The following is a 13,016-nucleotide window of genomic DNA, read 5'->3' as shown; positions in this document are numbered from 1 at the left end:
AAGGGCGAGAACATCCCGGAGCCGGGCATTCCGGAATCGTTCAAGGTCCTGCTCAAGGAACTCCAGTCGCTGTGCCTCAACGTCGAAGTGCTGTCCGCGGCGTCGGCCATCGAATTCCAGCACGGCGACGACGAGGTGGATCGCACCGCCGCCAATCTGGGCATCTCGCTGTCGGGCAGTGAATCCGCGTCGGTGGAAGATCTGTCGAGCTGATCGGGACCGCCGTACTGTGCTGAGCACGCCGCGCACGGATCTGTCAGAAGATCCGTGCGCGGCGCGCTAGACACTCACGGCCTTCTTCGACGGCGTCTGCACGACACCGACCAGATCCGAGTTGCCCATGTTGTAGTGATTGCGCTTCACCTGGTCGCTGGAATTGCCTTCGATGGTGGTGATCGTGTTGCCGTTGACGGATTCCACGATGCCGACGTGGTCCGGGTTGCCGTCGTTGTTCCAGTCGAAGATGACCATGTCGCCGGGTTGGGCTTTCGAGGTGGACCGCTGCAGTCCAAGCTTCTTCGCATCGGACCAGATGGCCGACACCAGATTTTTGTTGGTCCAGTTGACTTTATACCCGGCCTTCTTCCACACCCAGGTGGCGAACGAGGCGCACCAAGCGTCGTCGATGTTGTAGGGCCGGTCGACGTGGTTCGTGCCGTTCTCCCGCACGCCCAGTTCATTGCGCGCCATCTTCAGGATGTCGTCCACGGTGCCGTCGCCGGTCGCATAGGTCGCGGTGCTCGCGGGCACCGAGCTACCACCCCTCGACCACGGAGTGGACAGGGTCCGGCCTGGTTGGTGACTCGTTCGGCTCTGGTAGTACGGACGGGAGGCGTCGATGCCGTTGGCCTGGTTCTGGATCTGCCCGTAGGTGTCCGCCACCGCGTCGTGCACGTCGTCGACGGCCTGCAGGACGTATCGCATCGCGCGACTCTCCTCATCCGCCGTCAGCGGCAGGTACGCGCCCTCCTTGTCCGTGCGTTCCCTGATGCTGCGCAGGTTGCCATCGAGTTCGCCGACCCGTTCCTTGATCGACTTATAGGTGGCATTCGTCAAATCGAAGGTTTTGAAAGCGGCGTCCTTGACGTTGCGACCCTGCTGATCCATCTCCTTCTTCTTGGTGTCGATTTCGCCCTTGCGCGCGCTGTAGTTGTCGATCAGCACCGACTCGCCCGGAGGTTCTTCGAGGCCGTCGTCACTGAGCAACTTCTGCTTGTCCAGCCAGGCCAGCAGATCCGGCTGCTGGGAACCCTGCCCGGAGGCGAACAGCAGAATCGAGGTCTCGATGAATTCCTGCGCCGCTTGGATCAGGGATTTCAGGCCACCGCTGGCGATACGGGGAACGTACAGACCTTCGACGAACCCGATCAGCTCGGCACGGGTGGTCGTCATGTGCACCCCCTTCCTCCGGCCAAGGCACACATGCCAAAAGGCGCAACGAGCATTATCCGTACCTCACTCGGCCGATGCCGCCGGACGCTGTGGCGGCAGACGCAGCTGTAATGCCGAGTATCGGGCATTCCCGGCATTGGCAACTGTCCGCCCCATCCGCATCGGGTCGGTGTGCCGCCGACCAGCTCCCGCGAAGCGCACTGCGCCGCGGCGAATTCAGAGGGTGAGGCGCACCATGTCCGCCGTGCGCGCCAAGCCGGGAAACGCCTGCGGAGTGGACCTCGGATGCAGCGCGTGCACCGCGAGCCGGAACATGACCGCGCGCAACAACATCTGCGGCCATTCCGGCAGGTCCGCCCAGCGATCGAGCAACCCGTCGTCCGCGCCGCCCCAGGCCAGCGCGTCCACCACGATCACCGCCGCCGCCCACGGCACCGGCCGCCAGTAGGGGGTGATGTCGGTGAGCCCGGGGGTTTGCGCGCCCGCGAACAACACGGTGCCGAACAGATCGCCGTGCACCAGCTGTGGCGGCGACTGCACCGGTTTGCGGAGGGTGGCCAGTTGGCCGATCAGTTCGATGCTGCGCCGCCCGTCCGGGGAGGTCGACAGCGACGCGCCGCCCGCGCGCAGGCTGCGCAGCGGCACCGGCTCCCAGGCGGCGCGATCGGCCGCGACGAACACGTCGATGTCCACCCACGGCACCACCGGTGGCTGAGCGAGGAAACGCGGGCGCTCCAGATCCGCCGTCGCCTTGTGCAGGCGCAGCGACACCGACACCACCTCGTCATGCCGCGGTTCCGGCATACCCTCCAGATAGGTGTCCGCGCGCCAGCCCGACACCACGTACCTGCCGTCGGTCGCCCGCACCGGACGTGCCAGCCGCAGCCCGTCCACCCGCAACGCCTCTCGGACCTTCGCCGACCACGCCGCGCGCGCGTGATCGGTGACCGGACTGAGCACCACATCGCCCAAGCGCCAGCCGCCTTCCCAGTCGCCGAGCGCAACCGGGGTCACTTCGCGCAGACCGAACGTGGCACGCACATGCTCGGGAGGTTCCACAGAAGTCACGGCCGTACCGTACGTGGTGTCGGTTTTGGCGCGCCTCCGGCGCGCCGTGTTGTTTGGCAGCGCCTGCGGCGCTGCGTGTTCACGGCCCCCTTATGGCTCGCATCCGAGCGACCGCCGCTTGCTCCTTCGTCGCGGACGCGGCGGCCACTCGGACGCAAGCAGGGCCGCGAACGGCGCATGCTCGGTCTCGCTTCGCTCGAAACCGGGAGCTGGGCTCAGCCGGGCGCGTTGGCATTCCAACTCGCGACTCGGCCCTTGGCACCCGAAATTCGACTGCCGTCATTCCACCAAGCGCGCGAGGATTCGGGTTCACGAGAGCCCGCTCAACTTCGTCCGCCTGGATCTGGACATCGTGTTGCGCGATCGCGAGCCGCCGTCTACACCCCGGCTGACGGCGAGGCGTAGGCGTTCTACCCGCTCAGTACACCGGCAGTGACTTGTCCACCTGGTTCGCCCAGGCGATCACGCCGCCTTGCAGGTGGGTGGCGTCGGAGAAGCCCGCGCGTTTGAGGGCGGCCAGGGCTTCGGCGGAGCGCACGCCGGTCTTGCAGTGCAGCACGATGGGGCGGTTCTGGGGCAGTTCGGCCAGCGCCTCGCCGGACAGGATGCGGTCCTTGGGGATGAGCTTCGCGCCCTCGATGTGCACGATGTCCCACTCGACCGGCTCCCGCACATCGATCAGCTCGATGTCCTTACCCGACGCCAGCAGCTCCTCGAGCTCGCGTGCGGTGATGGTGGACCCGGCCGCGGCCGCTTGGCCCTCATCCGACACCACGCCGCAGAACGCCTCGTAGTCGATCAGCTCGGTGATCGGCTGACGCTCCGGATCGCGGCGCAGCTTGATGGTGCGGTAGTTCATGTCGAGTGCGTCGTACACCATCAGACGGCCCAGCAGCGGCTCACCGATGCCGGTGATCAGCTTGATCGCCTCGGTGACCATCACCGACCCGATGGACGCGCACAGCACACCGAGCACGCCGCCCTCCGCGCAGGAGGGGACCATGCCGGGCGGCGGGGCCTCCGGGTAGAGGTCGCGGTAGTTGATACCGCGCCCGTCCGGCGCGTCCTCCCAGAACACCGAGACTTGGCCCTCGAAGCGATAGATCGAGCCCCACACATACGGCTTGCGCGCGAGCACCGCGGCATCGTTGACCAGGTAGCGGGTGGCGAAGTTGTCGGTGCCGTCGACGATCAGGTCGTACTGTTCGAACAGCTGCACCGCGTTCTCCGGCTCCAGCCGGATCTTGTGCAACCGGACATCGATGCCGGAGTTGATCTCCAGGATCGAGTCGCGCGCGCTGTCGGCCTTGGAGCGGCCGATGTCGGACTCGCCGTGGATGATCTGGCGCTGCAGGTTCGACGCGTCGACCTCGTCGAACTCGACGATGCCCAGCGTGCCGACACCGGCGGCGGCCAGGTACAGCAGAGCGGGCGAGCCGAGGCCACCCGCGCCGATCACCAGTACCTTGGCGTTCTTCAGACGTTTCTGCCCGTCCACGCCCAGATCGGGGATGATCAGGTGTCGGCTGTAGCGGGCTACCTCATCCCTGGTCAGTTCCGCGGCCGGCTCGACAAGTGGCGGCAGGGACTTGGGTGATGACACGTCCAGGACTCCTCGAATCGCTCGGCCGATCGCTGCGGCGGTATGACGCCCGCGGCGGGTTGGTTCAACAGTGCAACACCGACGACCGGGCAGTTCTTCCCGCCCATCGTTCCGTATACCCGGCCCGGCGCGACAACCGCCCTCATCCCCTCGGATAGGGCCAGGGGTTGAAGCGGCAGCGTTTGCCGTCCATCGGGACCACGCCGTGCGGATCCAGCGCGGCGATGTCGTCGTTGCGGGTGCCGAAGGTCTGCTGCATCATCACCGGCGCGAGCCCGCCGTCGGTCTCGCACGCCTGATGCTGGTGGTAGCCGATGGCGTGGCCGACCTCGTGGTTGATCAGGTACTGCCGGTAGGACCCGATATCGCCTTCGAACGCCAGCGCGCCGCGCACCCACCTGACCTCCGACAGCACCACGCGGCGATCGTCGGCGTTGTAGCAGGAGGTATCGATCGGGATATCGAAACCGCATTCCTTGCGGCTGGTTTCTCGTGAGGTGAGCGAGACGCGGAAGTCCACGTCGCCCTGGTCGACCCGGCGGAAGGCGAACTTGGGGTCGTGGGTCCAGCTCTTCGGGTTGGCCAGCGTGGCATCGATCATCTTGGCGACGGCCTCGTCTCCGCCCAAGCCGGAGGTGTCCACGCCGTTCTCGATCTCCACGGTGTAGCGGAAGGCGGTCGCGGTTCCGGTGCCGATCTGGGCGGTCGTGCCGGGCACCACGTGCCAGACGCCCGCGCCGGATTCGGCGAAGGCGCCGCCTTCGGGCAGGGCGCCGGTGGGGAGATCGGTGGGAAAGTGCCCGTCACCGGGTGGGGCGCCGATGATGCCCGCGGTGGCGGTGGCCGGGCTGAGCCGCCCGAGCCCGGGGTCGGAGCCCGCGGCGTTGATCTCGTCGGCGGCGCGGATCGCGTCGACCACGACCAGAACGGTGATCACGACCAGGACCGGCAACGCATACGCCCGCCAGCCGTAGGTCGAGACGAATCGGCCGAGCGCGCTCTGCTTCTTGGCGTCCCGCTCGGGGCGCGTCCTGGTCCTGCCCTCGTCGGGAGCGGTGGGGTCCCAGCGGGCGCGCAGCGGCTGATGGGATCGCTCGGCCTTGTGCGAGTACATGCCGACCGGATCGTCGGCAGCATCCTGTTCGCCCTGCGTCGGGGTGGAATCGGGTTGCGGCGCGGGAGGTTCGGGCGCTTTGCCGCGCTTGCGTTCGCTCTTCTCGCGACCGGACGACCCGCCGCCCGCCCCGGACCGCTTGGCTGCGCCGGTCCGAGCCGCCCCACTGGATCGCGCCTCTGGCCAGGTTCTCGCCATGTGGTCCGACCCTACGGAACCGGGCTCGCCGGAGCCAGCCGGGCCGCGTGTACCGCGCCGCCCGGCGGGTGGTCTGTCCGGTCGGTCGGTCACGTTCACCAGCGTCTCACAGCGGCGAATCCCCACCTGCGGGCACACCGGCGGCTCCTCCGGTGCGACAATGTGTCCGCGGGTGGCACCAGTTGCCCGGCCCCGATCCGCGGGCAGGCGACAACCGGGTATCGTGCTTGAAATAACCCGGTGCACACCCCTTTGCCGGGGAATCGACTGGGAGAGCCGAAATGACTGACCTCGTGGACCGGATGACGTCCCGTAGATCGTCGTCCGAGGCCATGGCACCCGCCAAACGCGGTACCCGGCTTCCGCGCGACGAGCGACGTCAACAGCTACTCGCGGCGGCAAGCGAAGTCTTCGTGCAGCGCGGCTACCACGCCGCGGGCATGGACGAGATCTCGCAGTGCGCCGGAGTGAGCAAGCCGGTGCTGTACCAGCACTTCAGCAGCAAGCTGGAGCTGTACCTCGCGGTGCTGCAGAACTATGTCGACATGCTGGTCTCCAGTGTGCGCCAAGCGCTGCGCTCCACCACCGACAACAAGCAGCGCGTGCGCGCGGCGGTGCAGGCGTACTTCGATTTCGTGGACAACGAGATGCAGGGCTTCCGCCTGGTCTTCGAGTCCGACCTGACCAGCGAGCCGCAGGTGCAGCGCCGGGTCGAGCAGGCCACCGAGGCCTGCGTGGACGCGGTCTTCGACCTCGTCGCGCACGACTCGGGCCTCGACCCCTACCGGGCCCGCATCCTGGCCGTCGGCTTGGTCGGCGCGAGCCAGTTCACCGCGCGCTACTGGCTGGAGGCCGATCGGCCGATCCCGAAGGAAGAGGCGGTCGACACCACCGTCCAGCTCGCGTGGGGCGGCCTGAAGCACGTGCCGCTGCACCCGATCGACTGAGCGGGTCCGACGACGAACGAGCCCCTGTCCCCGATCGCTCGGGGCAGGGGCTCGCTGCGTGTGAAGCGGAAGTCAGACGGCGGCGAAACCGACGCGGCCGCCGGTGGTCGAGCCGATCTCGACGTAGGCGACCTTCGCGGCCTGGATCAGGAACTTGCGGCCTTTCTCATCGGTGAGCGTCAAGACGCCACCGTCGCCGCCGAGCGCACCGGACACCAGCGCCTCGACCTCTTCCTGGGTCTGCGCGCTGCTGATCACCAGCTCGCGCGGGCTATCCGAAATACCGATCTTGACCTCCACGGCCAACCTCCGAACCTGAGAGTCCTGTGCTGTCGATTCCAAGGCTAGTGGTGGCCGCCGGTGGCGCTCACTTGGGCTCGACGAGCTGGATCTCGAGTTCGATCTTCACGGTGTCGCTGAGCATGCCGGGCAGCGGGCCGCCGACGCCGAAGTCGGTGCGCTTGATGGTGCCGGTGGCGGAGAAGCCCGCGTGCCGGTCGCCGGTGGGACCGAAGTCCTGCACGCCGCCCCACTCGACTTCCAGTGTGACGGGCTTGGTGATCGCGCCGAGCGTGGCCTGCCCTCGGACCTCGAAGGTCTCGGCGACGACCACGGGATGGTCGGCGCGGAAGGTCAGCGTGGGGCGATTGGCGACGTCGAGGAAATCGGCGGTGCGGATGTGCGCGTCCCGGTCGGGGTTGCCGGTGTCGAAGGAGTCCAGGTAGATCGTCGCGCCGACGGTGGCGGCGCCCGATTCGTCGACCACGAATTCGGTCTCGAACCGGGTGAATCCGCCACGCACCTTGGAGATGCCGAGATGGCGAATGGTGAAGGCGACCGAGGAGTGCGCGGCGTCGAGGGCCCACGAACCGGATTTCAGCGTGGTGGATTCCGAGGTAGAAGTCATGCCTCCGACAATGGCCGGACCGCGGTCCGGTAGCCAGACCGCCGTTATCCTGGACCTGGCAGGGCGAGGTTGATCGTCCCCGGACCCGGCACGATGGAAACCATGGCAAGCAATGGATTCGCGGAGTTCCTCATCGCCCGGCGCGCCGAGCTGCGGCCGTCGGATGTCGGCTTGCCCGAGGGCGGCCGCCGTAGGACGCCGGGGCTGCGGCGCGAGGAGGTCGCCGTCCGAGCGGGCGTCAGCGCCGACTATCTGGCCCGGCTGGAGCAGGGCCGCGACACCAACCCGTCGCTCGCGGTGATCGACGCGCTGGCCGACGCGCTGCTGCTGCGTGGCGACGACCGTCAGTACTTCGGCATGCTCGCGATGGCTTCCGGCAACGAATCCCGATGCCCCGGAAGTGAATCCGCTCAGGAGCAGGTGGCTCCGACGATCGAAACGATCCTGCGGGCGTTGCAGCCGACGCCGGCGTTCGTGGTCGGCCGGAGGCTGAACGTGCTCGGCTGGAACCAGGCGTGGGCCGATTTCGTCGCTCCGCTGGGCCTGCTGGACGGACCGGATCAGCCCGATCTCGCCTGGTACATCTTCATGCATCCCGCCGCGCGGCGCGTCCTGCGCAACTGGGAGGAAGCCGCCGACACCTTCACGGCGGCACTCTGCCGCGCCAAACTGCACTGGCCCGGAGACGACGCACTGCTCGAGACCATCGAAGCGCTGCGCGGGCTCCCCGATTTCGCCGACCGCTGGAAGCCGCATCGGGTGGGCGCACCCGGCTCCGGCACACTGCACCTCGACCATCCCGTGCACGGCTCGGTCGAGGTCCCGTTCGAGATGCTGGAAGCCGACCGCAGGGATCAGAGCGTCGTCGTCTGGTTGGTCGACCGGGCGAGCATCCACGCGCCCGGTTTGCGGCTGGTGCCCAACCGCGCGGCGAACGAATAGCTCAGATCCCGAGGACCGCCATGCGCTCGGCGTGACTGTCCTGCATGCGCTCGATCAGCGCGGCGATGCCGTTGAGGTCGCCGGTGGCGGTGAGCACCAGATCGGTGAGTTCGTCGCGCTGCGCCATGACGAACTGCGCCTGCGTGATGGCCTCGCCGAGCAGCCGCCTGCCCCAGAGCGTGAGCCGGTCGCGTTCGGAGCGGCTCTCGGTGACCGCCCGGCGCACCTCCTCGACGACGAACTCGGAGTGACTGGTCTCGGCGAGCACGTCGCGGACCACCGCGGCGACGTCCGGGGTCAGCGCGCCCGCGATCTCGGTGTAGAAGTCCGCGGCGATGCCGTCACCGACGTAGAACTTCACCATCGACTCGAGCCACGTCGAAGGGTCGGTGGACGCGTGGTAGTCGTCCAGCGCGCGCACGAACGGCGCCATCGCGTCGAAGACGTCGGCGCCGCGCGCGGCCAACGCGGACTCCAGTGTCTTGAAATGCTCCATCTCGGCCGCGGCCATCGTCGCGACCGCCACCTTGCCCCGCAGGGTCGGCGACAGCTTGGCCTCCTCGGCCAGCCGGTAGAACGCGGAGATCTCGCCGTAGGCGAGCACCGCGAACAGGTCGGTCACGCCGGGATGGCTCGCGGGGATGGAAAGGCTTGCTGGGTCGGTCGACGAAACACCTAACGCGGCAGGTGACTGTGCTCCCATGCGCCCCAGCGTAATACTCACCGCGGATCAGGCGGTCTCGGCGAGGAACTTCTCGAGGTAACTCCATGTCGTGTCACGCGCGGTCGGCGCGGCCAGGATGCCCAGATGGCTGCCTGGAGCGGTCTCGTAGCGGACCGTGGCCGCTCCGGTGAGCACGTGCGCACCGCCTTCGACGGCCGCCGCCGGAGTGATCACGTCGGACGGCCCGCCGACCAGCAGCACCGGCGCGGTCACCTTCGCCAGTTCGATGCGGCGCGCGCCGAGCCGGACCACACCGCGCCCGATGTCGTTGTTCAGGATGAACCGGCCCCACAGCTGACCGTAGAAGCGGCCGGGGTAGCCGGGCATCTCGGCCATGAACCGGTCGATCGTCTCCATCTTCGCCAGCGCCTCGGTGCGCGCGATGTTGCTCGCGACGAACCAGGGCCGGGTCAGCTCACGATCCCAGGCGGTGACCTTGTAGCCGATTCGAGTCAGTGTCGCAGGAACGCCACCGGCCGCGCGGATGACGGTCGAGGTGGCGCGGCCACCCGTGAGCTTCGCGACGGCGCGCAGCTGCGGCACGCCGGTCATCCGGTCGTAGTCCAGCGGCGAGCCGACCGCCGTGATGGACCGGATGGGCAACTCGGGATGCGCCGCGGCGGTGAGCAGGGCCAGCGTGCCACCGAGCGACCAGCCGACCAGGTCCACCGCGCCTCCGTCGCGGTCGGCGCTGGTGCGCAACACCGCCTCGGGCAGGATGTCGTCGATCCAGTCCTCGAAGCCCATGCGCCGGTCGGCGAAGGTGATCTCGCCGTAGTCGACGACGTACGGGCTGCGGCCGATCTCCAGCAGGAAGCGCGCCAGGCTCTGGTCGGGCCGCAGATCGAAACAGGTCGCGGGCGCGGCCAGCGGCGGGACCAGCAGCACGGCCGAATCCGCCGACGCCGCGTCGCCGTCGGCTCCCTCGAACCGGCGCAGTTGCCGGTGCGGCTGGTTCCACAGGATCGTCGCGGGGGTCGGGTCCGGCGCCTCGATGCCGGAGCCGAAGGTCAGCGCCCAGGCGTTGCGCGCGGCGATGGTGACAGTGTCGGCAAGGCTCACAGCGAAGAGATTCTCATACTCGGTACCGTCGGTAACAGGCAACTCCCCGCCGTGCTACCGCGGCCCCATGCCCACGGGGTTGAGCGGCGGCACCACCGACTCCTGGACGCTGCGCACCAGCGGCGCGAGCGAGGTGGTCAGCTCGGTGATCGCGTCGGCCGACAGCACCGCGAGCGCGCCGGTCCACGCCGCTTCGTCGGTGTCGGCCTCGACCGCGGCCAGCAACTCCGCGCCGCCGCCGGTGAGGGTGGGAGTGACCGGCTCCCCGGCGACCAGGCCGCGGGCACGCAGCTCGTCGAAGTCCTCCGCCCACTCCGCCTCCGACACGCCGCGCGCCGGACGCATCACCGATTCCGGCGCCTTGCCCGCGGCTACCTGCACGATCAGCGCTTGCCGTCCGGTGAGGCCGTGGGTGACCAGGGCCGCGACATGGCCGTCGCCGCGATGCTCGCGCAGGGAGGTGGCCAGCTGCCACAGCGCGGCCACCGGGTCGGCGGGCAGCGGCAGAGCCGCGTTCGCGGCGAACAGCGCCCGCCCCGTCGGATCCGCCGCGCGCTGCACCGGCGCGAGCAGTTCGACCGCGCGAGCCGACACCGCGTCGCCCGCGCCGACGCCGCGCAGCAGGCCGGTGGCCAGCTCCAGCCGAGCGGCCAGGCAGCGTTGCGGGGTGGCGCGCTCCCACGCTTCCGGCAGCGCGCGACGCACCATGCCGGGGTGGAATCCGGCGAAGACCGCCTGCACGGCGGCGGGCGTCACCGCGCCCAGCGGCGCGGCGCGGAAAGCGAAGTACGTCTGCCAGTAGCCGCGCAATCCGATCCCGACGCCCGACTCCTTGACGCCGGTTCCGAAATAGACCACATCGTGTAGCGGTTCGAGCGTCGCCCAGATTTGCCGCGCCGGATGAATTCCCATGTCGCGCAGCGTACGTGGACCCCCGGCGCGGCGAAAGCACACCGCGGGTCAGGAGCATTTCCGATAGCGCGCCGCGCTGGCAATTCGAGCGGGGCACAATATCACGCTACAATCGCGTCGGACAACGAAAAGTTTCGCTCGACAGAGTTGCCGGACGTCGCGCTCACGCACACCGCGCGGACGCCGCTGCGACCGCCGACCGGTTTCGAGTGCGAAGTTTTCGTTGGACACCGAAAATGTGCGCGCACCAATCCGCGTCACCAGTGCGCCGCGCCGATGTTTTGCGAGGTAGCCGCCGTTTTTCACGGCAGGCGCCCGGCATCCGGAGCGTGGCCGGGTGAAGTATCACCTGCGGAGTCGTGGTCGTCGTGGACCGCCCGGTCCGCCCCACCTCGTGCGCGCGGGACGTGATTACGAGGAAGGCACGAACCCTGAGCAAGATCACAGTCGATCAGGAACCAGGTCTGGCGGAGACCCTGTTGACGGCCGAACTGGACGCGACGCACACCGCCCCGACTTTCGCCGAATTGGGCGTGCGCGCCGAAATCGTCCGCGCACTCGGCGAGATCGGAATCGAACGTACTTTCGCCATTCAAGAACTGACCCTCCCGCTGGCGCTCGCGGGTGAAGATCTCATCGGTCAGGCCCGCACCGGCATGGGCAAAACCTTCGGATTCGGCGTGCCGCTGCTGCACCGGATCGCCACCGCGGAATCCGGCACGACGCCGCTGGACGGCACGCCGCGCGCGCTGGTCATCGTGCCGACGCGCGAGCTGTGCATCCAGGTCACCAAGGATCTGGAGAACGCGAGCAAGTACCTCACCAACCACCAGGGGCCGCTGCGCGTCGCCTCCATCTACGGTGGCCGCCCCTACGAGGCGCAGATCGAGGCGCTGCGCGCGGGCGTCGACGTGGTGGTCGGCACGCCGGGCCGACTACTGGACCTCGCCGACCAGCAGCACCTCATCCTCGGCAAGATCGGCGTGCTGGTGCTGGACGAGGCCGACGAGATGCTCGACCTCGGCTTCCTGCCCGACATCGAGCGCATCCTCGGCATGGTCCCGGACAAACGCCAGACCATGCTGTTCTCCGCGACCATGCCCGGGCCGATCATCACCCTGGCGCGCACCTTCCTGAACCGGCCGACGCACATCAGGGCGGAGGAGCCGCACGACTCGGCGGTGCACGACCGCACCGCGCAGTTCGTCTACCGCGCGCACGCCCTGGACAAGAGCGAGCTGATCGCGCGCATCCTGCAGGCCGAGAGCCGGGGCGCGACGATGATCTTCACGCGCACCAAGCGCACGGCGCAGAAGGTGGCCGACGATCTCGCCGAGCGCGGGTTCGCGGTGGGCGCCGTGCACGGCGACCTCGGCCAGATCGCCCGCGAGAAGGCGCTGACCAAGTTCCGCAAGGGCGCCATCGACGTGCTGGTCGCCACCGACGTCGCGGCGCGCGGCATCGACATCGACGACGTCACGCACGTCATCAACTACCAGTGCCCCGAGGACGAGAAGACCTACGTGCACCGGATCGGTCGCACCGGCCGGGCCGGGCGCACCGGCGTGGCGGTGACGCTGATCGACTGGGACGAACTCAACCGCTGGTCGGCGATCGACAGCGCGCTCGGGCTCGGCATCCCCGAACCGGTCGAGACGTACTCGCGCTCGCCGCACCTGTACACCGACCTCGGTATTCCCGAGGGCGTGACCGGCGTGATCCGCAAGCCGAAGCCGGAGCGCGACCCGGACGCGGTGGTGGTCGAACGTACGGCCCGCGCTCCGCGCAAGCGCAACCGTAAGCGCACCCGCGGCGGTAAGCCGATCGACGACGCCCCCGAGACCGCCGATTCGACCGACACCGCCGTTGCCGACGCGGAGCAGGCCGGCGAGGCGGATGCGGCCGACAAGCCCGCCCGCCGCAGGCGCAGGCGGCGCAAGTCGACCGGAGACGCCACCGACGTCACCGCCACCGACGAGTCGAGCACGGAGGCCGCGGACGACAACGGCGGCGCGGAGGAATCCGAGACCTCCGACCGTCCCGCTCGCCGCAGGCGCAGGCGGCGTCGTTCGGGCGAAGGGGACCTCACCGCGGAGGACACCGGGAGCGCGGCCGAGCCCGCGGCCGCCGCGTCGGCCTGACCGCGC

The 13,016-nt window shown here is 68.8% G+C and carries 13 protein-coding genes; 4 read left to right on the top strand and 9 right to left on the bottom strand.

Annotated features, from left to right (window positions below; all coding sequences use genetic code 11):
* On the top strand, nt 1-213 hold a 213-nt coding region (locus ACWDMM_RS33010; RefSeq protein ID WP_449941420.1), incomplete at its 5' end, for a hypothetical protein.
* A 66-nt stretch (nt 214-279) separates the two neighbouring features.
* Here ACWDMM_RS33010 and ACWDMM_RS33005 read toward each other — a convergent pair.
* The 4 genes from ACWDMM_RS33005 to ACWDMM_RS32990 all read right to left on the bottom strand — a co-directional run bounded on the left by ACWDMM_RS33005 (nt 280) and on the right by ACWDMM_RS32990 (nt 5,177).
* Complete coding sequence (locus ACWDMM_RS33005) at nt 280-1,392, bottom strand: C40 family peptidase (protein ID WP_195081997.1); 1,113 nt, start codon at nt 1,390-1,392, stop codon at nt 280-282.
* A 216-nt stretch (nt 1,393-1,608) separates the two neighbouring features.
* Nucleotides 1,609-2,460, bottom strand: a complete 852-nt coding sequence (locus ACWDMM_RS33000) for a TIGR02569 family protein (protein WP_195081998.1) — start codon at nt 2,458-2,460, stop codon at nt 1,609-1,611.
* Nucleotides 2,461-2,878: 418 nt separating this feature from the next.
* A complete protein-coding gene (moeZ, locus tag ACWDMM_RS32995) occupies nt 2,879-4,063 on the bottom strand; it encodes an adenylyltransferase/sulfurtransferase MoeZ (protein ID WP_195081999.1) in 1,185 nt (394 codons plus the stop codon).
* A gap of 142 nt (nt 4,064-4,205) precedes the next feature.
* Nucleotides 4,206-5,177 (bottom strand): DUF3152 domain-containing protein, encoded by a 972-nt coding sequence (locus ACWDMM_RS32990; RefSeq protein WP_323124402.1) that lies wholly within the window; start codon nt 5,175-5,177, stop codon nt 4,206-4,208.
* Between the two features lie 479 nt (nt 5,178-5,656).
* Here ACWDMM_RS32990 and ACWDMM_RS32985 point away from each other — a divergent pair, with 479 nt between their 5' ends.
* Nucleotides 5,657-6,322: a TetR/AcrR family transcriptional regulator gene (locus tag ACWDMM_RS32985; RefSeq protein ID WP_067810596.1), complete on the top strand. Its 666-nt coding sequence runs from the start codon at nt 5,657-5,659 to the stop codon at nt 6,320-6,322.
* 72 nt (nt 6,323-6,394) lie between these two features.
* On the opposite strand, the gene ACWDMM_RS32980 is transcribed toward ACWDMM_RS32985, so the two are convergent.
* Both ACWDMM_RS32980 and ACWDMM_RS32975 read right to left on the bottom strand, forming a co-directional pair.
* On the bottom strand, nt 6,395-6,622 hold the full coding sequence (locus ACWDMM_RS32980) for a DUF3107 domain-containing protein (protein ID WP_067810591.1): 228 nt from the start codon (nt 6,620-6,622) through the stop codon (nt 6,395-6,397).
* Nucleotides 6,623-6,689: 67 nt separating this feature from the next.
* Nucleotides 6,690-7,229, bottom strand: coding sequence for a YceI family protein (locus ACWDMM_RS32975; protein ID WP_195082001.1), 540 nt, complete (start codon nt 7,227-7,229; stop codon nt 6,690-6,692).
* A gap of 102 nt (nt 7,230-7,331) precedes the next feature.
* On the opposite strand from ACWDMM_RS32975, the gene ACWDMM_RS32970 reads away from it, so the two are divergent.
* Nucleotides 7,332-8,171 (top strand): helix-turn-helix domain-containing protein, encoded by an 840-nt coding sequence (locus ACWDMM_RS32970; RefSeq protein ID WP_195082002.1) that lies wholly within the window; start codon nt 7,332-7,334, stop codon nt 8,169-8,171.
* A gap of 1 nt (nt 8,172) precedes the next feature.
* Here ACWDMM_RS32970 and ACWDMM_RS32965 read toward each other — a convergent pair whose 3' ends face one another.
* Genes ACWDMM_RS32965 through ACWDMM_RS32955 form a run of 3 tightly spaced genes read right to left on the bottom strand, consistent with a single transcriptional unit; the run spans nt 8,173 to nt 10,869 of the window.
* Nucleotides 8,173-8,874 carry a ferritin-like fold-containing protein gene (locus tag ACWDMM_RS32965; RefSeq protein ID WP_357112919.1) on the bottom strand — a complete coding sequence of 234 codons (702 nt, stop codon included), beginning with the start codon at nt 8,872-8,874 and terminating at the stop codon, nt 8,173-8,175.
* Nucleotides 8,875-8,901: 27 nt separating this feature from the next.
* Complete coding sequence (locus ACWDMM_RS32960) at nt 8,902-9,957, bottom strand: alpha/beta fold hydrolase (protein WP_195082004.1); 1,056 nt, start codon at nt 9,955-9,957, stop codon at nt 8,902-8,904.
* Between the two features lie 54 nt (nt 9,958-10,011).
* Nucleotides 10,012-10,869: an SCO6745 family protein gene (locus tag ACWDMM_RS32955; RefSeq protein ID WP_357112915.1), complete on the bottom strand. Its 858-nt coding sequence runs from the start codon at nt 10,867-10,869 to the stop codon at nt 10,012-10,014.
* Nucleotides 10,870-11,333: 464 nt separating this feature from the next.
* Here ACWDMM_RS32955 and ACWDMM_RS32950 point away from each other — a divergent pair, with 464 nt between their 5' ends.
* Nucleotides 11,334-13,010 (top strand): DEAD/DEAH box helicase, encoded by a 1,677-nt coding sequence (locus ACWDMM_RS32950; protein ID WP_323124401.1) that lies wholly within the window; start codon nt 11,334-11,336, stop codon nt 13,008-13,010.
* Nucleotides 13,011-13,016 lie beyond the last annotated feature (6 nt).

The organism is Nocardia sp. NPDC003726 (assembly GCF_053586955.1).
The sequence above is the reverse complement of the archived record's forward strand: the minus strand, read 5'-3'. Positions and strand labels throughout refer to the sequence as shown.

Coding starts and splice junctions, on each gene's coding strand:
- ACWDMM_RS32975 (WP_195082001.1), bottom strand. CDS start 7,229: ATGACTTCTACCTCGGAATCCACCACGCTGAAATCCGGTTCGTGGGCC.
- ACWDMM_RS32965 (WP_357112919.1), bottom strand. CDS start 8,874: ATGGGAGCACAGTCACCTGCCGCGTTAGGTGTTTCGTCGACCGACCCA.
- ACWDMM_RS32990 (WP_323124402.1), bottom strand. CDS start 5,177: ATGTACTCGCACAAGGCCGAGCGATCCCATCAGCCGCTGCGCGCCCGC.
- ACWDMM_RS32985 (WP_067810596.1), top strand. CDS start 5,657: ATGACTGACCTCGTGGACCGGATGACGTCCCGTAGATCGTCGTCCGAG.
- ACWDMM_RS32955 (WP_357112915.1), bottom strand. CDS start 10,869: ATGGGAATTCATCCGGCGCGGCAAATCTGGGCGACGCTCGAACCGCTA.
- ACWDMM_RS32970 (WP_195082002.1), top strand. CDS start 7,332: ATGGCAAGCAATGGATTCGCGGAGTTCCTCATCGCCCGGCGCGCCGAG.
- ACWDMM_RS33005 (WP_195081997.1), bottom strand. CDS start 1,392: ATGACGACCACCCGTGCCGAGCTGATCGGGTTCGTCGAAGGTCTGTAC.